This window comes from Mycobacterium paraterrae (assembly GCF_022430545.2).
GTDB classification, from domain to species: Bacteria; Actinomycetota; Actinomycetes; order Mycobacteriales; family Mycobacteriaceae; genus Mycobacterium; species Mycobacterium paraterrae.
Map to the genome: position 1 here is coordinate 3,616,789 of NZ_CP092488.2, position 19,368 is coordinate 3,636,156.

The following is a 19,368-nucleotide window of genomic DNA, read 5'->3' on the forward strand; positions in this document are numbered from 1 at the left end:
GACGGAACGGGTGGTGACCAGCCTGGCTAACATCGACCAGGCGACCCCCGCCGAGATTGGAGCCGTCACCGGAATGCTGGAGCTGCACGAGGTCGACCGTCTGTTTCCCGCCGACCTGCCCGAACCGGGCCAGTGGGAACAGCGCTATCCGCCCCGTGACCTGCCCGCGGAGGCCCAGGTGACCAGGCTGGCGCCGTCCCCGACCGGCTTTATCCACCTCGGCGGCATCTACACCGCCATGATCGACCTGTCGGTCGCGCGTGAGACCGGTGGACGGTACTTCGTCCGAATCGAAGACACCGACCAGTCACGCGAAGTGGCGGGTGCCTACGAACAGTTCGACCGCGCCTTCGGCTATTTCCGGGTCGTTCCCGACGAGGGAGTCGGCGCCGGCGGTGATTACGGCCCCTACCGCCAGTCAGAGCGAGCCACGATCTATCTGAGCTACGCGCGGGAAATGCTGCGTTCCGGCAAGGCGTATCTGTGCTTCGCCACCGCAGACCAGCTCACCGAGATCCGCACGCGACAGCAGCAACTGAAGCGGCCGACCGGTTACTACGGCGAATGGGCGCTGTGGCGCGACGCCGACGACGAAGCCGTCCGTGAGCAGCTGGAGAAGGGCACACCCTACGTGGTGCGTTTCCGCTCGCCGGGCCGCACCGAAAAACGCGCTACGTTCACCGACGCCATCCGCGGCGAGCTGTCGATGGAAGACAACTACAACGATGTCGTCATCCTGAAATCGTCTGCGGGCGTGCAACTTCCGACGTATCACTTCGCTCACGCGGTCGACGACCATCTGATGCGGTGCAACCTGGTGATCCGTGGCGAGGAATGGTTGTCGTCGACGGCGTTGCACCTGCAGTTGTTCGAGGCGTTGGGTTTCGAGCCGCCCACCTATGCGCACATCGCGCTGCTGATGAAGCAGATCCCTGGCGGCAAACGCAAGCTGTCCAAGCGCAAAGACCCCGAAGCCGACGTCGACTTCTACATCCGCTCCGGTTATCCCGCCGAGGCGGTGCTCTACTACCTGCGCGGGCTGGCCAACGGCCGGCTGGCCGAGATTGCGTTGCCCGAAGCGATTGCCGCGCCGATCTCGCTGGCCGAGTGCGGCGGGGCCGGGCCGCTGGTGGATCTAGTGAAGTTGGAGGACATCAGCGCCGACCACATCGCGACGCTGAGCGGGCCCCAGATCTACGGTGCATTGGCGGTATGGGCGGGCGAGTTCGACACCGAGCTGCACGCTGTGATCGAGGCTCACCCCGACCAAACACTGGCCGCTTTGGCCGTCGAGCGCGACGGCGTCGACAATCCGCGCAAAGACCTGCGCAAGTGGTCGGATTTCCGGGAGGCCTACGGCTTTTTCTTTGCCAAACTGTTCACTCCGGTGACGGCCGACGACCCTCGACTGGGTGGATTGCCGCCCGAGTTGGTGCGGTCGTTCGCGGGTGACTTCGTTGCGACCTATCAGGATCTCGACGACTCGGTGCAGTGGTTCCAGCAGATCCGCGACTTGGCCGCGAAGTTCGGCTTTGCGGCCAACGCCAAGGAATACAAGAAGAACCCAGAGGCCTACCCCGGGTCGATCCGAGAGGCTTCACAGCTGATCCGGGTCGGCTTGACCGGGTCGACCAAGAGTCCCGACCTGTTCCAGATCGCCCGTACCCTGGGCCGCGACGAAGTCATCCGCCGGATCAGCACGCTGACCGCCTAGCAGCAATCAGCGGTGCTCGGCGTCCGGTAAGCCCTCCGCGGGAGGGGTGGAGTAGGCCGGATACGTCGGCGGGTTGGCCGAACCGTCGTCGCCGGTGTCGTTCTCGGTCGCGGGTTGGGTTTCGGTGTCGTCGTCAGGCTTCTCGTGCCTACTCATGTGTCATCTCTCAGTCGGTTCAGCCGAGCCCGTGCGTGATGAGGTCGCGAGCACGGTCGAGCATCGACGCGAACGGTCCCACGGCGAAGTTCAGCTTGGCGGACTCCACGCCAGCGTGTGGACGGGTTGGCGCGATGGCCTCGGCGGCGCGCACCGCTGTTGCCAGCCGCTTGGATTCCTCGGCGCCGAGTTGTTCCTCGAGCTTGGGAAACTCGTAGGTTTCTTCGTGCTGGGCGTGATCCAGCACCGCATCCCGAAGCTTGGTGAGTTCGTCGATGAACTCCTGCGAGGTGGCATCGAGTTTCTCGATGCTCGACAGCAACTGCTTGGCATCGTGCTCTTCTTCGAGACGGGCGTCAACAATAGAGTCCACAGGTTCCTTGGCTTGGCGCACCCGCGGGTGTACCACCATCTCCTCGGCGGTCTCGTGGACGGCCAGCAGTTGCCGTAATTGCACAAATGGTTTCTCGCGGGCCTTAGGGTCTGAGGCGTGCAACACCTGGTCGAACATGTCCTCGATCAGGTTGTGCTGTGCCTTGAGAAACGCGATCACCTCATCGGGCGATTCGATAATCATCTCGGACATCATTTTCTCCCAGCACTGCTCGCGTCGATGGATGACGGCCGTGCGGCCGGTCGCTTCTGCGTACCCGCGCAGAGTGCGGCCAAACGCTGCGCGGGGGGCGCTAGTCTGCCTGCGGTGCTGCATCCAAGAGGAAGAGCGGGCGAGTGAGCTCTGTGGGGACGCGACATCGAGGTCGACGATCTGGAGAGCCCGTGGACGGCGGCGGCCGGCAACTCGGTGCATCACCTCGAATACTTCGTCGACGACCTGGCCGATACAGCTAAAGCGTTGGAGGCCAACGGCTTTGCGTTCGAGTGAACCGCTGACACCTCGTCAGGTGAGTTGGCACTGTTCGCTTACTACATCGACGCATTCGGCACCCGCATCGAGATCGTCGATCGCAAACTGTTTCCCGATTTTCCGGCGTTCCTGAAATCGGCGGTGTCGCCGACCGACGCCTGAGGCGCGGAAATCCTTGTGCTGGCGGCGGCTGAGCCTCAGTAGTCGTGACGGGCCAACCGCCCGTCACCCGCTCGGCCTGTTCCGTCCAACCAGATGACGGCCGGCACCATCTCGCTGGTGACCAGGCCGTGCTCGGCCGTCAGCTCGTCCACGACCTCGAAGCTGCGGGCGATCCGTTCCGGTGTATCGACGACGATCGTCGCTACCGGAACCCGACGCGTCAGCTGGAAAAGCTTGTCGCCGTGCGGCATGTGGTCGCTGTGGAAGCCCCACACACCCCGCACGACGGTGGCACCTCGCGTCACGCCGGAGTCCAGCAACCGGCGCACGAGTGCGCGGTGGAGGGGGGCGCCGCCGAACGTGGTGGTTTCAGAGGTGTGCACCATCAGCTTCTGCCAGAGTGGCCGACCCTGGCTGTCCGCCTCAGGCAATCGGTGTGGTCGAGAGATCAGCTTGCCGCCGCGCTTGCACAGCCGCGCCCGCTCCACGCACAGCAGCGCGCGGGGTGCGAGCTCGTTGAGTTCGGGGATCACTGCAGACACCTGTGCGGCGGTCCCTATCGAGATGATCATCATCGGAACGTCGACGTTGCGGCTGAAGAACGCGGCACGGTAGCGCACGCCCTGGGCGGTTCCGTCGACACCCAAAAATGCTGCGGCGCCGAAGAATTGGTTTCGATGCAGAAGTTCGACCACAGCACGGTGGGCGGGTTGACCACCGATGCGTTCTTGACGACCGATGTAGACGGTGAGTTCGACGGCGTCGTCACCGCTGACATCGAGTGAGTCGGCGGCCCCGAGTCCGGCGCGTTCCAGCGTGACCAAGCCGCGGCCCGTCATCGCGATTACATCGTCGACTAGGCCGCTGATTTTCGACTCGACGTCGACCGCTGCAATCGCAACCGGTGGATCCTCTGACAGAGTCAGCAACTCATCGGTGCGCAACACGTGCCGCGGCCCGAAACTGGCGATGCCGCGCAGCATCACGCTGGTCGCGATCTCCCGGGTGTCGAAGAGATCCAGCATCGCATCGGCCAGAAACGCTGGGCGGCGGGCGTCGCTGGTCGCGCGTTGCCGCTCGCCGAAGTACGTGGTGAGTTTCAGGCAGGGCTGGTTCACACCAGACCGCCGATCCACTGCCCGAGCAGCGCCGCACCGATGCCCAGCACAATGCTGGCGACGACATTGGCGACGGCGTTGCGGAGCTGACGTTCCTCGCCGAGGCGTTGCGTTTCCAACATCCAGGTGGAGAACGTGGTGTACGAACCGACGAACGCCGTGCCCGCGAGTAGAGCCGCCTGGCGATCCAACGCCAGAGCGCCAAGGAAACCGAGCAGGGCCGCGCCGCTGATGTTGACCGCCAATGTCCCGAACGGGAAGGACTTTCCCGCCCGGCGAGCGACCGCGCCGTCCAGTAGGAAGCGCAGCACGGCGCCCACGCCGCCGGCCAGTATCACCCCGATCCAGACCATCAGCGCACCGCTGCCCGGCGAACCAATCCTGACGCCAGGTGCACCGCAAGCAACCCTAAAACGACACTGGCGCAGGTGTATTCGACCGCCAGGCCGTAATGATGGTGCTCCAGCATCCGCAGCGTCTCGACCTGCATGGTGGAGAAGGTGGTGAGGCCGCCGCACACCCCCGTTCCCAGTAGCGGCCGGCGATAGCTCGACAGCGGAAGGCGTTCCAGCAGTCGCGTCGTGAAATAGCCGAGCAGGAACGCGCCCACGATGTTGACCGCGAATGTCGGCCAGGGCCAACGCGCCGGATCGGCGGCGACCAGCAAGCTCAGAGCGGTGCGTATCACGGTGCCGAGGGCGCCTCCCACGAACACCGCGGCCAACTCGCGGTAGTCGCGGGGCGACGCAGAGTTGGCCACTCTCCGAAATCCCTTCCGTTGCAGGGAGTGCTTTGGCAGCTTATTCGGCAGAATCGAACCCATGGTGGCCAACCCTCGCGCCGGTCAGCCGGCCCTGCCCGAAGACCTTGTCGATCTGCCCCATCTGATCACCGCGTATTACTCGATCGAACCCGATCCTGACGACGTCGCGCAGCAAGTGGTGTTCGGAACATCGGGCCACCGCGGCTCGGCCCTCAACGGTGCGTTCAACGAGGCCCACATTGTGGCGATCACCCAAGCGATCGTCGAGTACCGCGCCGCGCACGGCACCACCGGGCCGCTGTTCATCGGCCGCGACACCCACGGATTGTCCGAACCGGCGTGGGTGTCCGCGCTGGAGGTGCTGGCCGCCAACGATGTCGTGGTGGCCGTCGACTCGGCCGACCGCTACACGCCCACTCCGGCGATCAGCCACGCGATCCTCACCTACAACCGCGGACGCGGCGACCAGCTGGCCGACGGCATCGTGGTGACGCCGTCGCACAATCCGCCCTACGACGGCGGGTTCAAATACAACCCACCCAACGGGGGACCGGCTGAGACCGACGCGACCAACGCGATTGCCAAGCGCGCCAACGACATCTTGAAGAGCGGCGAGGCGGTGAAGCGGGTGCCGCTGGCCCGGGCGCTGCAGGCCGTCCAACGGCACGACTACATGGACGCCTACGTGGCCGACCTGCCGAACGTGGTGGACATCGACGTCATCCGCAAGGAAGGCATCCGGATCGGGGCCGACCCGCTCGGCGGAGCCAGCGTCGACTACTGGGCCGCGATCGCCGAACGGCACAACCTCGACCTGACCGTGGTCAACCCACTGGTCGATGCAACCTGGCGATTCATGACGCTCGACCACGACGGCAAGATCCGGATGGACTGCAGCTCACCGGACGCGATGGCCTCACTGATCGCCAACCGGGACCACTACCAGATCGCCAGCGGCAACGACGCCGACTCCGACCGGCACGGCATCGTCACCCCCGACGGCGGCCTGATGAACCCGAACCATTACCTGGCGGTCGCCATCGATTACCTCTACACCCACCGACCGAGCTGGCCCGCCGGCGTCGCCGTCGGCAAGACCGCGGTCAGCTCGTCGATCATCGACCGCGCGGTCGCCGGCCTCGGACGCAAACTCGTCGAGGTGCCGGTCGGATTCAAATGGTTCGTCGACGGGCTGATCGGCGGCACGATCGGCTTCGGCGGTGAGGAGTCGGCCGGCGCGTCGTTCCTGCGGCGCGACGGATCTGTGTGGACGACCGACAAGGACGGCATCATCCTGGCGCTGCTGGCCAGCGAGATCCTCGCGGTGACAGGTAAGACGCCGTCGCAGCGCTACCAGGAGCTCACCGAGAAATACGGTGCTCCGACGTACGCGCGGCTCGACGCACCCGCCGACCGTGAGCAGAAGGCGCGGCTGTCGAAGCTGTCGCCGGACCAAGTCAGCGCCACGGAGCTGGCGGGTGAGCAGATCACCGCGAAGCTGACGACGGCGCCTGGCAACGGCGCTCCGCTGGGCGGGTTGAAGGTGACGACGGCCAACGCCTGGTTCGCCGCACGGCCGTCGGGAACCGAGGACGTGTACAAAATCTATGCGGAGTCGTTTCGTGGTCCAGATCACTTATCCGACGTACAGAGAGCTGCGCAACAGGTAGTCGATACAGTCATTGGATGATCTCCGTCGCCCCGCGCGCTCGCTTGACGGCGTGGCGTCGTGAGAAGACGAGGCTGCCGCGCGAAGCGTGGGTGCTGATCGGGGCCAACGTGATCGCCGCGCTTGGCTACGGCGTGCTGTCGCCGGTCCTGCCGACATTCGCTCGCACCTTCGGCGTCAGCATCGAAGCGGTGACGTTTGCGATCACCATCTTTTCGGTGATGCGGCTGTGCTTCGCGCCGCCCAGCGGAATGCTGGTGCAGCGGGTAGGGGAGCGCCCGGTCTACGTGGCCGGGCTGTTGATCGTATCGGTGTCGACCGGCGCGTGTGCTTTTGTGCACAATTATCAGGAGCTGCTGGTGCTCCGCGCGGTCGGCGGCATCGGTTCGACGATGTTCTTTATCTCCGCCCTGGGCTTGATGATTCGGATCAGCCCGCCTGACGCCCGAGGGCGGGTGGCTGGGCTGTTCGCGAGTTCGTTCTTGGTCGGTCTGGTCGCGGGCCCGCTGATGGGCAGTCTCACAGCAGGTTTCGGGATCAGGGCGCCGTTTTTCATCTACGGCGTCGTCATGATGCTGACCGCGCTGACCGTCTCCCTCAGTTTGCGCGGGTCGGAACTCGGCGCGCCGGCCGAGCACATCGATCCGCCCGTCACCCTGCGTACCGCGTTGCGGCACCGCGCGTATCGCTCCGCGCTGCTGTCGAACTTCGCGACGGGTTGGGCGGTGTTCGGTGTCCGAATGGCCGTTGTCCCACTGTTTATTTCGGACGTGCTGCATCGTGGACCTCAGATGACTGGCGTGGCGCTGGCGGTGTTCGCGATCGGCAACGTGATCGTGGTGATGCCGAGCGGCTACCTGTCCGACCGGATGGGCCGACGCGGGCTGTTGATCGGCGGTCTGCTGGCCTGCAGTGTGGCGACGGTCGGGCTGGGTATCTCGTCGTCGCTGACCGTGTTCCTCGTTGCCGCGTGCGTGGCGGGCGCCGCCTCGGGCGTGTTCGCCTCACCGCAGCAGGCCGCGATCGCCGACATCCTCGGCAACGCGGCGCGTGCGGGCACCGCGGTGGCGACGTTTCAGATGATGGCCGACCTCGGTGCCATCGCCGGCGCCATGGGGGTCGCCAAGATCGCCGAGCACTACGGCTTCGAGTGGGGCTTCGTCGTCAGCGCCTTCGTCATGCTGTGCTCCGCGGTGGTATGGATGTTCTCACCGGAGACACAACACCTCGACCCGCTGACCCAGAACGACTGGGATTCCGAGTCCGCCGAACAGCGAGCGTGACCAGCGACTTTGAAGCCGGGCAAGCCGTGGTGTAACTTCGACAGGCACATCTTCGGGGCTATGGCGCAGTTGGTAGCGCACCACACTGGCAGTGTGGGGGTCAGGGGTTCGAATCCCCTTAGCTCCACTTATGTGATGAGTCGAGTCATAGGTGACAGATGAGTCGCGTCATGGGTTACAGATTCCCCGGCCATCGGCCGGGGTTTTTGTTTTGGTTGCGCCAGTAGTTTGTGTCGGCGTTGATGTGGTGGCTGCTTAGGACGTGGTGGCTGGTTTTGCTGATGACGGTGACGGTGGTGGTGGTCACCAGGATCAGGACTGAGGTGCCGGCGTGGATGCGGCCGACGCCGAGGTGGTGCAGGCGGCTGCCGTGGCGCAGGGTGAGTTTGCCGAATTGGTCGACGGTGTCGCGGCGGATGCGGAAGTGTCGGCCGCTGGTGTGGGTGGGGCCGGCTTTGGGGCGGGCGGTGTAGGCCTGGGCTGGGGTGGTGGCTGGTGGTAGGGCTCGGTGGGTGCGTTCGGTGTTGTAGATCGTGGTGAAGTCGTTGAGCAGGATTTGGGCGGCGGCGATGGTGGCGGGTCGGGGCCGGGCGGACAGCCAGCGTTTGAGGGTTTGGTGGAAGCGTTCGATTTTGCCTTGGGTTTGGGGGTGTCCGGGGTGACCGTTTTTCTGGGTGATGCCCAGGCTGTTGAGAAGGCGCTCGAAGTCGTTGTGGCCGTGGGTGAATCGGGAGGTGTAGACCGAGCCGTTGTCGGTCAGTGTGGAGGCCGGTAGTCCGTGGGTGGCGGCGGTGGCGGTGAAGCTGGCGACGATATCGGGACCGGCGACGCGGCGATAGGCGGTGCAGTACAGCAGGTATCGGGAGTGGTCGTCGAGCCAGTTGAGGATCTCGATGTCGCTGCCGTCGGCCAACCTCCAGTGGGTGAAATCGGATTGCCAGCATTCGTTGGGTTGCTCGGCGGCGAAACGGCGATAGGAGCTTTTCGGGCGTTTACGGGGTGCCGGGACGATCAAGCCGTGATGGCCCAAGATGCGCCGGATCGTGGAGACCGCCGGCACCGGCAACCCTTGCTGGGCCAGATGGTGCTGCAACGTGACCGGACCGGCGTCGAGGCCCTCGGCGACGAGCTTTTCCCGTAGCAGCACGATCGCGGCGATGACCTCATCCGAGACCGCCCGGGGGTTGCTGGCAGGGCGTCGCGACCGCGGCTCAACCGCTTCCAAACCGCCGAGCTGATAACGCTTGAGCAGCCGATAGATATGTTGCCGCGACAGCCCGTAAGCCGAAGCAGCCGCGGTGACGGTGAGGTTTCCGCTGACGACTTCCAACACGACCACACGCGCTTTCGACATGAGCCATGACTGTCACCTATGACGCGACTCATCACCGGACATCGCAGGTGTAACCCATGACGCGACTCATCTGTCACCTATGTCGTGAACTCACACACCCTTAGCTCCACTTATTTATGCAGGTCAGCGCCTTTTTGGGCGCTCAGCAGACACCCGCTCTAACTGATCGGCAGGTGGGCGAGAGCTGCGGCGCAGCCCAGCAGGCAGCACAGCCCCAGCGTGCGTGGCACCGACCACTTCAACGCGAAGATCACCCCGGCGGCAACGACGGCGATGGCGACCGCGACCGGACGCCAACTACTCAGCACCGGCAGTTGGATGCTGATCGGGCCCCACGCCGGGTGGACGCTCGCCGCGAACAGCGTGTGGATCGCAAAGTAGACGGCCAGATTCGCGATGACGCCGACGACGGCGGCAGTGATACCGGTCAGTGCCGCCGACAACGCCTGATTGTCGCGGAGCCGCTCGACATAGGGTGCGCCGAGCAGCACCAAAAGGAAACACGGCACGAACGTCACCCACGTGGTCAGCAATGCGCCCAGAGTCGCTGCCGCCCAGGGATTTAGCGTTCCGGGGTGGCGGTAGGCACCGACGAACGCCACGAACTGCACCACCATGATCAGCGGACCGGGGGTGGTCTCGGCCAGTGCCAGTCCGCGGACCATCTCCCCGGGCGCCAGCCAATGGAACACCTCGACGGCCCGTTGAGCCACGTAGGCCAACACCGCATACGCGCCACCGAAAGTCACCAGCGCCGTGCCGCTGAAGAAGACACCCTGGGCGGTCAACGCACTCGACGGGCCGGTGAAGATCGCGACCAAGACAACCGGCACGGCCCAGAGCACGACGCCGACGGCCAGCACTTTGAGCGCCCGGGAACGCGAGGGCGCCGCGGTGTGCAGGACGTCATCGGAAATGACTGGTGCTGAACCCGACTCGCCCTCGGGGTTGCGGCCAGGCCGGTGCAACGCCGCCGGAGCGAAACGCCCCAGCGCCCAGCCGATCATCCCTGCCGCCAACACGACGAGGGGGAACGGCAGCCCAAAAACGCCCAATGCCACGAACGAGGCCACGGCCAGCGCCACCGGGGCGGGACCGGTGAGCGCACGCCGTCCCACTTTCCAGACAGCTTGAATCACAATCGCCACGACCGCGGGAGCCAGGCCGGCGAAGATCGCCATCACCGCGGTGGTGTCGCCGAAGCGGACATAGATCGCCGACAGCGCCAGCATCGTCACCGCTCCGGGCAGGACGAACAGCGTGCCGGCCGCAATGCCGCCGCGGGTGCCGTTGAGTAGCCACCCGGTGTAAATCGCGAGCTGTTGTGCCTCCGGGCCCGGCAGCAACATGCAGTAGTTCAGGGCGTGCAGGAAACGCCTCTGACCGATCCATCGTTTGTCGTCGACCAGGCTGTGCTGCATGACCGCAATCTGACCAGCCGGTCCGCCGAAGGTCTGCAGCGAGATTGCCCACCAGGCCCGTAGGGCTTCCCGGAACGGGATGACGTCCTGGGAGGCGTCTGCGCGGAAGGCATCGGTCATGCGGCCACACGATACATCAATCTAAATTGATGTATCTTCTGATGACTATGACTGATGGCGTGTCGGTTCCGCTGCTGTTACAGATGGCCTCGCACCCGCTGCGGTGGGTGCTGTTGACCGAGTTGAGGACCGGCGATCGTAGGGTTCGTGAATTGGTCGACGCGATCGACGCACCGCAGAACCTGGTCTCGTATCATTTGCGACTGCTGCGCAGCGCAGGCTTGGTCAGTGCCCGACGCAGCAATTTCGACGGTCGCGACACCTACTATCACCTCGACCTTGCTCGGTGCGCGTCCGCATTCACTGACGCCGCAACCGCTCTGCACCCGGCGCTGACTCCGGTGGGTGGCGGCCGATCCACGGCTGGTGTCTCGGTGTTGTTTCTCTGCACCGGTAACAGCGCACGCTCACCCATGGCGGAAGCGATGCTTCGGCGCCGCAGCAACGGTCGTGTACGTACGGCGAGCGCCGGCAGCCATCCAAAGCCGCGACTTCACCCCCACGCCGTGCGGGTAATGCGGGACGATTACGACATCGATATCAGCCGTCGACGTCCGAAATCGCTTACCGCGGTGGATGATCGACGCTTCGATTACGTCGTTACGCTGTGCGACAAGGTGCGCGAGTTCCCTCGCGACCACAGCTCGGCCACGGCGGTGCATTGGAGTCTTCCTGATCCCTCAGCCGGTGCGGCCGACGTAGCGCAATTTCGCAGCGTCGCAGCCGAACTCGACACCCGCATCGGGTTCCTGCTACCCGCGATCCAGGCTGGCTAACAGCGATGGCGCTTGACCGGCGTGAATTGCATGAACGCAATCGGGGCAGGACGACGCACCCTCAACTCAAGGCCCGCGCCGCTGCCGTGGCCACATCACCTCTCAGATACGCGATCGGTGGATCGTCGCGCGGATCGATCGCGCTGGTGAGCACAAGGACATAGGTATCCGAGCGCGGGTCCATCCACATCGAGGTTCCGGTGAAGCCGGTATGGCCGAAGCTGCCAATCGGAAAAATCATGCCTCGCGTGCCGGAAAAAGCGGTGTCGATATCCCAGCCGAACCCACGTAGATTCTGCCCCCGGATCGCCGGATAGCGCGGAGCGAGCATGGGGTCATAGGTGTTCGGTGTCTTTGCGATGGCTTGCTGGGAGGCATCGTTGGCGGCTTCGAGTTGCCCAGCCGTATGCCCGGGCTGCTCTGGGGCGGTCATCAACTCCAGAGTCGGTTGTGTCAAGGGAAACTTGCTGGGGCGGTTCGCGAGCCGATCGAGCAGGGCCTGCGCGTAGAGGCTGAGATCATGCGCTGTCGAGAACACACCGGCGTGCCCGGCTACACCTCCCATGCGGCGCGTCGTCGGGTCGAACACAGCGCCGCGCAGCAGAGCATCGAAATCGGGATTCTTACCGGGATCGTTTCTGCTTTCGTCGTCATGTGCCGTCGGCGCGGTGCGCGACAACAGGCTCGTGCTCCATGTACCCGCCGGACAACCTCCCGGCATGCCGCCGATCGGCGCCGGCGCCCAGCCAATCGCAGATCCCCGCATCACATGCGGGCCACATGCTTTGGCCGGGGGAAGGTAGCGGGTTTCGTCCATGCCCAGCGGCTCAAAGACGTTGCGCTGAACGTAAACGTCTTCAGGCTCGCCGGTGATCTTCTCGATCAGCGCGCCAAGCAGAATGAAGTTGATATCGGCGTAGTTGAAATACTCGCCGGGAGGCGACTCCAGCGGCGTGGTGAGTGCACGCAGAATCCCTTCCGCTTTGTCGTCTGTGTCCAGTCCCCACGGATCGTCGAGACGCACGTCTTCTGGTTCGCCTGAGGTGTGCGTCAGCAACATGCGAATCGTGACCTTGGCCCGCTGTGGATCATTCGCTGTATTGAATTCGGGCAAGTACTTTTGCACGGGATCGTCGAATTCGACTTTGCCGTGTTCGTACAGCTGCATAACCGCCGTCGCCGTTGCGAGGCATTTCGTCAACGACGCGACATCGAAGATGGTGTCTTCGGTCATCGGCTCTGCAGGTGCCGGCGATCCATCCAACCCCGGTTCCCCGGCAGGCTTGCGCGAGCCATAGACCTGATGGAAGACGACCTTGCCGCCATGCCCGATCACCACGACGCCGCCTGGGATCGTATGTGCCGCAATCGCATCGTTCATCAGCTTGGAGACCGTCGCAAAGTCGGGTGGGGGAGCCGCGTTGGGCGTTGGCGACGCAGGCGTGGGAGCCGGATGTGGTGTCGGGGGAGGTGCGGGATTTGCAACCAGCGTCTGCGCGCCTTCGGCTAGCGGGGTGCGTGCTGCATTGCCACACGACGATGCCGCGACGACGGTAAGCGCGAGGATCCCGACGGCCACTGCTTTTCGCACTAGTGACACCGTTACCCCGTGAAACGCCCTGCCGCCGTCGTGAGCATCGCACACGCCAACATCGTGTCACTACTGAGCAGCCGGCGGAGCTTGCGGCACATTACGGATTCGGTATTCCCGGCGTCAACGCTCCCGGTACACCCGGCGTTACTTGTAACGCGGGCGCCGGTGGCGCCCGTTTCGGTACCGGTCGTCCGGGGATTTCCGGTGCTTCCGGCGCTCGCTCGTCCGGCGGGACTCCCTCAGTCGGTAGCACCGGAGCGCTCCAAAAGCCATCCGGTGCCATATGGTCTTTGCAGAAGTTCGTAGAGTTCATCACCACCATGTATTCCCGCCACAAGCCTGGTGGGTTGGGTGCTGGTGCCATCGCGCCGTCTGGGCAGCGCCACGTACAACTGAGGGCGCCGATTCCGGCACCACCGAACGCGACGCTAGCGCCCCCGCCAGCGGCTCCGAGGATGCCGTTGACACCGAATCCGCCTGCCTCACAATGCATATGCGAGCCGTTGATCTCGGTGGGGTAGTCGCAGAAGCCGCCTTGGGAGAACAGGGCGCCGCCGCCGGACCCCACGCCGGGATATGGGCAAAGGTCCGCGTGAGCCGATCCAGACGAGGAGAGCACGGACACAAAGAAGGCGAAGGATATCAATGAAGCGCACGTTAGGAATCTCTTCATTGTTTCATCCGATCTTGAACTTCAAGTGGCCTCAACGCTTTCGGATTCTGCTCCGTCCTATTGCCCAATGTGTCCGTTTGATCCAGCTCGCTGAAACACGAGGTATTGGCCCGAGGGGCAAGCGATGCGTGGCAGCAAACTTGCGGCTGCTGGTCCTGCGCGCCGCCCCTCGGCTTTAAGTCAAGCCTGACTAGCCAAGCCATGACCATGGTGCGATCGAAAGGCTGCCCGAATGAGCGACGGGCCACTGCTCACGGAATTCTGATCACCTGCCCGGGCACGATTACGTTAGCGGCGTCGGCGGTGATGTGTGACGTTGCGATGAACGGGTGCTTGCGCCAGCGAGCCGTATTGTTTGCCGTACCCATCCACAGTGCGATATCGGACAGTACGGATGGGTGGTGGCGTCGCGGATCGATCCTCAGCGTGCTCGAGCCGTTCCCGCCCAGTCGTCAATGGAGCGTTCACCAATTGGTCGACATAGTCACACCCCGGCGGCGTGAATGGCTGCGCTCGAATTCTTTAGGGCTTTGGCCGGTAGGCGTCCAGAAGCGTGGATTGCGAAACCAACCACTGCCGCCCAGACTCGAGGCCTTGAACCAGGTATCGGTCTCCGACGCGGCCGTTGACTTCTCTGAGGATGCGCACGGATTGTTCGTGTGCCCCGCGGGTGCGTTGCCATACGGCGCCCTCTTTAAGGGCTTTGCTGAGGTTCGGGTCGAGCCAGCGACCGGGAATCCGCGTCACGAGCCGACCGTGACCGCCGTGAAACTGAAATACCGCAGGTATCGGCCAGTTTTCGTTGACGTCCACACAGAATTCACACCTCCGCGACCCGGGTATCGCAAGTTTGCACCTGTATATCATACTAACCTGAAGGTACGATTTGCCGCTGAAAAGATGGCGGTGAGTTTAACAACCCCCAGGTGGTGAATGCATCGCCCGGCCCACGCTCGGCCCCGTAGTAAAGCGTGGCGTATCAGCCGTCGGGGGCGGGACCCACGGCGCGAAAAGAACTGTTACTGAACGTCTCTCATCAAACGGACTGGAATGACGCTGAGTCGTCAGCGCCGTATCCGCGACTTATCACAGCGGACTCGCTGACGACGGGCCAGCGATTTAGCGCAGCATCCCTCCGGGATGCGCCGCATGCCACTGTTTTTCGATGCCGCCCACTCGTCGGTGTTCGACGACGAGCCACAGGGCCCCGGCGACCGCCGCGAGCACCGCGATCAGCACCGTCGTCGTCAGCCACTCGTAATGCTGATAGGCCGCGGCGACAACCGTGCTGATCATTCCGAAGGTGGAGATGGCAAACAGGATCAAGCCGGGCCAGTAGAAGTTGTCCTTCATGGCCAAGCCGGCATGCGGTTGCGTGGTCCGAACGTGATCTGTGGGGTCGTGATGAGTGTCGCCCATCTCGTCTCCCTCCATCGTCGGATGAGATATGAAGGATGCTACTCACCCCGCGCACCTGCGGGAATAGGCAATTTGAGTCAGGTCGTGCCAGCTTGCTCGGGTCCCAGCAATTCCGGCAGCGATACCGCGCCGATCGTTGTCACGAGCCAAACCACCAGCGTGGTCGCCACCCAGCAGGCCATGCCGGGAATGGTGAATCCCGCCGACAACGTCGTCGCCAGTCCGAGCGCGGCAACGGTCAGCACCAGACCGGTGCCCCCCAAAAGTAGCGAGGCATAGCCATGAGGCAGCTTCAAGAGAATCAACGACAGGGCCGCCTGCCCGAGCGAGAAGGTCACGACGGCAACGAGGAACCCGGACAGCGACAACAAGACTCCCGGAACCACCGCCGCGGCCAACAAGAGTCCGATCGCCCACGCCGTCAGCAGCAGAACCGCGCGTAACACGATGTGTCTCATCACGTCAGCGTAAGTCGCAGAAACGTCGCCGGGAAGAGGTCTGAGCGATGGAAGACCCACGTCGATCTTCCTGGTGGTGGTCGCGGTTCCCAGGCCGCGCTGATCGCCGACGTCGACGACGGCGTGACCTAATCCGGCGGTAGGGCAGCGCGCAGGGGTTGGGGGTTGTCGCACCGGGGTATGCACGCAACACACACGCGCCCAGGGGGATTGTCGAATGGAAGACACGGTCAGCGAAGCGGTAGGTCAGCCGTCCTATGACGAGTTGCTGCGCGAGTTCAAGCTCGCGCTGAATCGGGCACTGTCCGGATCGATCATGCCTCGAACCGCCATCCCTGACGGGCCGTTGACCCTCGCGCTGCTCGACATCGCTTACGCGGCGCGAAATGGCCAGCCGACAAACTACTTGGTTTCGCGGGCCTGCTTCCAGTTCTCCCGAGTCGCGGCAGCTTCCGAGGGGGGTGCGCCTAGCGCGACGGCCCCTCTGAAGGCCGTTAGCTAGCGGCCGCGCAGCTTGGTCGCGGCGTAGTCAGCCGCCTGATCGGTCATGCCGTTCGTCTTGTAGGCGCTGTGAGCGGCGCGGCTGAACCCTTCACCGGTGGAACACACCGGATCTTGCGGCGTGCAGAGTTCCAGGGTCTTGCTGGCATACAACGGCCCGATGCTGATCGGCGGCGCGTCGCGGTCGACCAGGTTGAGGAATCCGGCCGAGGGCTTGCCGAACAGCGTGACTGCGGCGACATGCGGAGCAACGTTGGGCGGTAGCGGTCCCGAGATGCCGGCCGGCAGCACATAACCCGGCGGCACACTGTCCGAAGTGATGTAGCCCGCGATCGCGGCTCCCTGCGAGTAGCCGCCGAGAACGATCTTGCTGGCCGGGCAGTTGTTGACAGTGTCCAGAACCTTGTTGGCCGCATCGGCAACACCATCGGCGGCTTGCGAGAAGTTCAGCGAGGCAGGGTAATTGACACCGTAGACGTCGACTGTCCGCCCGCCGAGGCGCCCGGTGAGGGCGTCTGCGAACTCCTGACCAACGGTTCCGGGGCCGGGGGGCTCGAGGGTGCCGCGCGCGAAGATGACCTCGACGTCGGCGCACTGCCCGTCGGCGGCGGCGGTACTGATCGCCGGGGTAGTGACTGCCGCCGCATAGAGCGTCGCCACGACCATCGTCCACCGCAACAGCTTCGTCACCGACTGTGCGCACCATGCCAGAGGCGATTTGCCAGGACGGGTCGACTCATGCACGGGGAGGCCTTTCGTCAAAGCGAGGTCGCTTTTGAGCAGCGTATGTGGTGGAAGACTCCACCGCAGTGTGGGCTTCGGCGTCGATGCCGTTGGTCATCTTCATTCCTGGGGTCTCGATGGTCAAACTCAGCTGGTTTTAACATCCGACCCAGCTCGGTTCATCCCCGCTGCGCTGGCCAATGGGAAAACTACTGGTGACGAGCGCGATCGTCGTCCAGCGAGACATGATAAAGGCGCAGCTCAGAGTGCCTTTTTCTAGATCGGATTGGTGACGCTTTGCGTCGATTAGGTTTTCCGTCGAATCCGCAATACGCTTGCCCGCGGTTTGTTCACGACTCTCCGAAAGCGGCCATGAGTATTCAGCCCGTGCTGGTGCGCCCACGTCAGGTGCGCAGCGCCCAGCGATTCGCTTCCCGCGTTAAATGCCCGACGGTCGGCCAGTGCTTCGATATAGAAGTCACTCGCGACGCGGACGGGTGGGTGATCCGAATTCCCGAGATCGGCAGGACGACCCGTGCGCATCGTCGCGCCGCGGTCGAAGTGGCGGCTCGTGAATGCATCGCGATGTGGACCGGCATCCCGATCGGCTACGTGGCGGTCAACGTCGACAGCGAGATCGGCTGAACGGTCACCTCGCGTTTTAGCCGAGGTGTAGCCCGCGTGTGACCTCACCGCGATGGTGAGCAGAAATGCTCATCAGCATGACAATGCTCGCGGTAACAGCCGCCTTGGCATTGGCGACGTCGGTGGGTTATCTCTGCGGACGACGCGCGGCTGCCGCGCCGTCGTCGTGGAGGCAGCGTACGAGCCGGATCGCGCTGGGACGCCAGGCGGTGAACCTGTTCCTGCTGATCGCCGCGCGCCGTGTTCGGCGCAGATTCCGAGCCGAACCCGTCGTCCAGCTTTTCGGGCTGAGAATCGTTGTGCCACAGGCGTTGCGACCCGTTAGCGTGACGCGGATGCGTGCCTACCGCGGCGCGCCGGGTTGGTGAGTGGGGTGCCGACGATGCTCGAGGGCAAGATCGCATTCGTGACCGGCGCCTCTTCGGGTCTGGGTGCTGAGACGGCTCGGCTGTTATCACGCTACGGCGCAACGGTTTTCGGTGTCGGTCGCGACACCGAACGGTTGGCCGACGTGTTCGCCGATATCCCACGTGGCCGCTACGCCGTCGTCGATGTCGCGTCAGCCCAGGCCTGTCGGGATGCCGTCGCGCAGTGCGTCGACGAGTTCGACGGCCTCGACGTTCTGGTCAACATCGCCGGACGTCATCAGATGCGCCGTACCGAGGCGATGACCGACGACGAATGGCAGCAGGATCTTGCGGTCAACTTGAACGGGCCGTACTACCTGTGCCGCGCCGCCCTGCCTCACTTGCTCGAGCGAAGTGGCAGCATCGTCAACGTCAGCTCCATCGCCGGCCTCGAGGGCCAGGCGTATTCGGCCGGGTACTGCGCGGCCAAGCATGGTCTGATCGGGCTGACGCGCGCCCTTGCGGTGGAGTACACCGCGGATCGCTTGCGCGTCAACGCTGTTTGTCCTGGCGGCATGCTGACCCCGCAGATCGAACACTTCACGCCTCCGGACAACCCCAACTACGAGCTGATCCTGCGCACCGCCTCGCCGCGCGGCATGATGCAGCCGCTCGAGGTGGCCAACGTGATCGCGTTTCTGGCCAGCGATGCCGCGTCGGCCGTCCATGGTGCCGTTTACCGCGTCGATAACGGCAAAGGTGCTGGTTAGGAGCCGGTGAATCGTGGCGCCCGGCGCTCCGCGGTGGCCGCCACCCCTTCTACGAAGTCGGCGGTCGCCGCCAGCCGGAGCTGCTCGGCCTGTTCGAGCGCGGTCGCGGCGCGTACGCGTTCGGCGAGATCACCCCGCAGGGTTTTGCGGATCGAGACGACCGCCAGTGGAGCGCTTGTCGCGATTTTCGCGGCCAGGGCGTGGGCGCCGGCACGCACCTCGCCGTCGGGTGTCAGGCGGTCGCACAAGCCGATGCTTGCCGCTTCGTCGCCCGGCACCTCGCGGCCGGTGTAGAGCAGGTCCTGAGCGCGCTGCGAACCGACGACCGCCGGTAGCGTCACCGTGATCCCGAAACCCTGATGCAGCCCCAGTCGGCTGAAGTTTGCGACGAAGCGGGTGGAGGGACTGGCGACGCGGAAATCGGCAGCCAATGCCAAACCGAGGCCGCCGCCGACCGCGGCGCCGTGCACGGCGGCCACGACCGGTGTGTGGGTAGCGAACAGCCGCGCAGCCTCGTCGTATAACGAGCCGGTGGATCCCTCGACCGAAGGCGCGCTTCCGCTCAATGCGCCTGGCAGGTCTGCACCCGCGCAAAAATGCCGTCCCGCCGAACACAACACGATCGCCCGCGCGCGGGGATCGGCGTCGAGACGCTCGAAGGCATCGGCCAGTTCGGCGATCAGAGCGGTATCGAAATGGTTGCGGGGGCCGCGTTCGAATTCGACGGTGGCGACGTGGTCGGCGGAAACCTCAACGCGGATCTGGTGGGTCATGAACGCATTCAACACCGTGGGCATCGCCCGGTTTGCGTCGCGTCGGGCCTTGACCTGAACAATG

The 19,368-nt window shown here is 64.4% G+C and carries 20 protein-coding genes and 1 tRNA gene; 9 read left to right on the forward strand and 12 right to left on the reverse strand.

From position 1 onward, the window contains the following. The first annotated feature begins 13 nt into the window (after positions 1–13). Complete coding sequence (locus MKK62_RS17460; RefSeq protein WP_240258637.1) at positions 14–1,714, forward strand: glutamate--tRNA ligase; 1,701 nt, start codon at positions 14–16, stop codon at positions 1,712–1,714. Positions 1,715–1,720: 6 nt separating this feature from the next. Here the strand turns inward: MKK62_RS17460 and MKK62_RS17465 are convergent, their stop codons facing one another. The 5 genes from MKK62_RS17465 to crcB (MKK62_RS17485) all read right to left on the reverse strand — a co-directional run bounded on the left by MKK62_RS17465 (position 1,721) and on the right by crcB (MKK62_RS17485) (position 4,775). Then, a complete protein-coding gene (locus tag MKK62_RS17465) occupies positions 1,721–1,870 on the reverse strand; it encodes a hypothetical protein (protein ID WP_240258636.1) in 150 nt (49 codons plus the stop codon). 19 nt (positions 1,871–1,889) lie between these two features. Then, positions 1,890–2,456, reverse strand: coding sequence for a hemerythrin domain-containing protein (locus tag MKK62_RS17470; RefSeq protein ID WP_240258635.1), 567 nt, complete (start codon positions 2,454–2,456; stop codon positions 1,890–1,892). A 476-nt stretch (positions 2,457–2,932) separates the two neighbouring features. Continuing rightward, the gene (locus MKK62_RS17475) at positions 2,933–4,015 is read right to left on the reverse strand and encodes a DUF190 domain-containing protein (RefSeq protein WP_240258634.1); all 1,083 of its coding nucleotides are present in this window, start codon (positions 4,013–4,015) and stop codon (positions 2,933–2,935) included. Beyond that, on the reverse strand, positions 4,012–4,368 hold the full coding sequence (gene crcB, locus MKK62_RS17480; protein ID WP_240258633.1) for a fluoride efflux transporter CrcB: 357 nt from the start codon (positions 4,366–4,368) through the stop codon (positions 4,012–4,014). Before crcB (MKK62_RS17480) ends, MKK62_RS17475 begins: the two co-directional genes overlap by 4 nt. After that, positions 4,368–4,775 carry a fluoride efflux transporter CrcB gene (crcB, locus tag MKK62_RS17485; RefSeq protein WP_240258632.1) on the reverse strand — a complete coding sequence of 136 codons (408 nt, stop codon included), beginning with the start codon at positions 4,773–4,775 and terminating at the stop codon, positions 4,368–4,370. Before crcB (MKK62_RS17485) ends, crcB (MKK62_RS17480) begins: the two co-directional genes overlap by 1 nt. A gap of 61 nt (positions 4,776–4,836) precedes the next feature. Here crcB (MKK62_RS17485) and pgm point away from each other — a divergent pair, with 61 nt between their 5' ends. The 3 genes from pgm (at position 4,837) to MKK62_RS17500 (ending at position 7,857) form a co-directional block, all read left to right on the forward strand. Continuing rightward, the gene (gene pgm / locus MKK62_RS17490; protein ID WP_240258631.1) at positions 4,837–6,468 is read left to right on the forward strand and encodes a phosphoglucomutase (alpha-D-glucose-1,6-bisphosphate-dependent); all 1,632 of its coding nucleotides are present in this window, start codon (positions 4,837–4,839) and stop codon (positions 6,466–6,468) included. After that, a complete protein-coding gene (locus MKK62_RS17495) occupies positions 6,465–7,730 on the forward strand; it encodes an MFS transporter (protein WP_240258630.1) in 1,266 nt (421 codons plus the stop codon). The genes pgm and MKK62_RS17495 overlap by 4 nt, the downstream gene beginning before the upstream one ends. A gap of 54 nt (positions 7,731–7,784) precedes the next feature. Then, positions 7,785–7,857 (forward strand) — tRNA-Ala (locus MKK62_RS17500). A gap of 48 nt (positions 7,858–7,905) precedes the next feature. Here MKK62_RS17500 and MKK62_RS17505 read toward each other — a convergent pair. Beyond that, on the reverse strand, positions 7,906–9,084 hold the full coding sequence (locus tag MKK62_RS17505; RefSeq protein ID WP_240258629.1) for an IS481 family transposase: 1,179 nt from the start codon (positions 9,082–9,084) through the stop codon (positions 7,906–7,908). A 158-nt stretch (positions 9,085–9,242) separates the two neighbouring features. Continuing rightward, on the reverse strand, positions 9,243–10,625 hold the full coding sequence (chrA, locus tag MKK62_RS17510; protein WP_240258628.1) for a chromate efflux transporter: 1,383 nt from the start codon (positions 10,623–10,625) through the stop codon (positions 9,243–9,245). Between the two features lie 41 nt (positions 10,626–10,666). Between chrA and MKK62_RS17515 the strand changes: the two genes are divergently transcribed. Further along, entirely contained in the window at positions 10,667–11,401 is a 735-nt protein-coding gene (locus MKK62_RS17515; protein WP_240258627.1) for an arsenate reductase/protein-tyrosine-phosphatase family protein, read from the forward strand. Positions 11,402–11,462: 61 nt separating this feature from the next. On the opposite strand, the gene MKK62_RS17520 is transcribed toward MKK62_RS17515, so the two are convergent. From MKK62_RS17520 to MKK62_RS17530, 3 genes are all read right to left on the reverse strand, one after another. Beyond that, complete coding sequence (locus tag MKK62_RS17520) at positions 11,463–12,782, reverse strand: serine hydrolase domain-containing protein (protein ID WP_434084957.1); 1,320 nt, start codon at positions 12,780–12,782, stop codon at positions 11,463–11,465. A gap of 2,005 nt (positions 12,783–14,787) precedes the next feature. Continuing rightward, the gene (gene usfY, locus MKK62_RS17525) at positions 14,788–15,102 is read right to left on the reverse strand and encodes a protein UsfY (RefSeq protein ID WP_240258625.1); all 315 of its coding nucleotides are present in this window, start codon (positions 15,100–15,102) and stop codon (positions 14,788–14,790) included. Positions 15,103–15,164: 62 nt separating this feature from the next. Next, positions 15,165–15,545, reverse strand: coding sequence for a hypothetical protein (locus tag MKK62_RS17530; RefSeq protein ID WP_240258624.1), 381 nt, complete (start codon positions 15,543–15,545; stop codon positions 15,165–15,167). Between the two features lie 217 nt (positions 15,546–15,762). Between MKK62_RS17530 and MKK62_RS17535 the strand changes: the two genes are divergently transcribed. Further along, the gene (locus tag MKK62_RS17535) at positions 15,763–16,047 is read left to right on the forward strand and encodes a hypothetical protein (RefSeq protein ID WP_240258623.1); all 285 of its coding nucleotides are present in this window, start codon (positions 15,763–15,765) and stop codon (positions 16,045–16,047) included. Here MKK62_RS17535 and MKK62_RS17540 read toward each other — a convergent pair. After that, a complete protein-coding gene (locus MKK62_RS17540; RefSeq protein WP_240264094.1) occupies positions 16,044–16,712 on the reverse strand; it encodes a cutinase family protein in 669 nt (222 codons plus the stop codon). The two genes, MKK62_RS17535 and MKK62_RS17540, sit on opposite strands and share 4 nt — an antisense overlap. 465 nt (positions 16,713–17,177) lie before the next feature. Here MKK62_RS17540 and MKK62_RS17545 point away from each other — a divergent pair, with 465 nt between their 5' ends. The 3 genes from MKK62_RS17545 (at position 17,178) to MKK62_RS17555 (ending at position 18,531) form a co-directional block, all read left to right on the forward strand. Then, positions 17,178–17,414, forward strand: a complete 237-nt coding sequence (locus tag MKK62_RS17545) for a long chain fatty acid-CoA synthetase Faa4p (RefSeq protein WP_240264093.1) — start codon at positions 17,178–17,180, stop codon at positions 17,412–17,414. Positions 17,415–17,491: 77 nt separating this feature from the next. Then, positions 17,492–17,782, forward strand: a complete 291-nt coding sequence (locus tag MKK62_RS17550; RefSeq protein ID WP_240258622.1) for a hypothetical protein — start codon at positions 17,492–17,494, stop codon at positions 17,780–17,782. 14 nt (positions 17,783–17,796) lie between these two features. Further along, positions 17,797–18,531 carry an SDR family NAD(P)-dependent oxidoreductase gene (locus MKK62_RS17555; RefSeq protein WP_240264092.1) on the forward strand — a complete coding sequence of 245 codons (735 nt, stop codon included), beginning with the start codon at positions 17,797–17,799 and terminating at the stop codon, positions 18,529–18,531. On the opposite strand, the gene MKK62_RS17560 is transcribed toward MKK62_RS17555, so the two are convergent. Next, entirely contained in the window at positions 18,528–19,304 is a 777-nt protein-coding gene (locus MKK62_RS17560; RefSeq protein WP_240258621.1) for an enoyl-CoA hydratase/isomerase family protein, read from the reverse strand. The genes MKK62_RS17555 and MKK62_RS17560 overlap by 4 nt on opposite strands. Positions 19,305–19,368: the final 64 nt, after the last annotated feature.

Bases quoted from the DNA above. Each gene is read 5' to 3' on its own strand.
- MKK62_RS17515 (WP_240258627.1), top strand. From the start codon at position 10,667: ATGACTATGACTGATGGCGTGTCGGTTCCGCTGCTGTTACAGATGGCC.
- MKK62_RS17550 (WP_240258622.1), top strand. From the start codon at position 17,492: ATGACAATGCTCGCGGTAACAGCCGCCTTGGCATTGGCGACGTCGGTG.
- MKK62_RS17560 (WP_240258621.1), bottom strand. From the start codon at position 19,304: ATGACCCACCAGATCCGCGTTGAGGTTTCCGCCGACCACGTCGCCACC.
- MKK62_RS17495 (WP_240258630.1), top strand. From the start codon at position 6,465: ATGATCTCCGTCGCCCCGCGCGCTCGCTTGACGGCGTGGCGTCGTGAG.
- MKK62_RS17530 (WP_240258624.1), bottom strand. From the start codon at position 15,545: ATGAGACACATCGTGTTACGCGCGGTTCTGCTGCTGACGGCGTGGGCG.
- MKK62_RS17555 (WP_240264092.1), top strand. From the start codon at position 17,797: ATGCTCGAGGGCAAGATCGCATTCGTGACCGGCGCCTCTTCGGGTCTG.
- MKK62_RS17520 (WP_434084957.1), bottom strand. From the start codon at position 12,782: ATGAACGATGCGATTGCGGCACATACGATCCCAGGCGGCGTCGTGGTG.
- MKK62_RS17540 (WP_240264094.1), bottom strand. From the start codon at position 16,712: ATGGTCGTGGCGACGCTCTATGCGGCGGCAGTCACTACCCCGGCGATC.
- usfY (WP_240258625.1), bottom strand. From the start codon at position 15,102: ATGGAGGGAGACGAGATGGGCGACACTCATCACGACCCCACAGATCAC.
- MKK62_RS17535 (WP_240258623.1), top strand. From the start codon at position 15,763: ATGGAAGACACGGTCAGCGAAGCGGTAGGTCAGCCGTCCTATGACGAG.
- MKK62_RS17465 (WP_240258636.1), bottom strand. From the start codon at position 1,870: ATGAGTAGGCACGAGAAGCCTGACGACGACACCGAAACCCAACCCGCG.
- chrA (WP_240258628.1), bottom strand. From the start codon at position 10,625: ATGACCGATGCCTTCCGCGCAGACGCCTCCCAGGACGTCATCCCGTTC.
- MKK62_RS17505 (WP_240258629.1), bottom strand. From the start codon at position 9,084: ATGTCGAAAGCGCGTGTGGTCGTGTTGGAAGTCGTCAGCGGAAACCTC.
- crcB (WP_240258633.1), bottom strand. From the start codon at position 4,368: ATGGTCTGGATCGGGGTGATACTGGCCGGCGGCGTGGGCGCCGTGCTG.
- pgm (WP_240258631.1), top strand. From the start codon at position 4,837: ATGGTGGCCAACCCTCGCGCCGGTCAGCCGGCCCTGCCCGAAGACCTT.
- MKK62_RS17470 (WP_240258635.1), bottom strand. From the start codon at position 2,456: ATGTCCGAGATGATTATCGAATCGCCCGATGAGGTGATCGCGTTTCTC.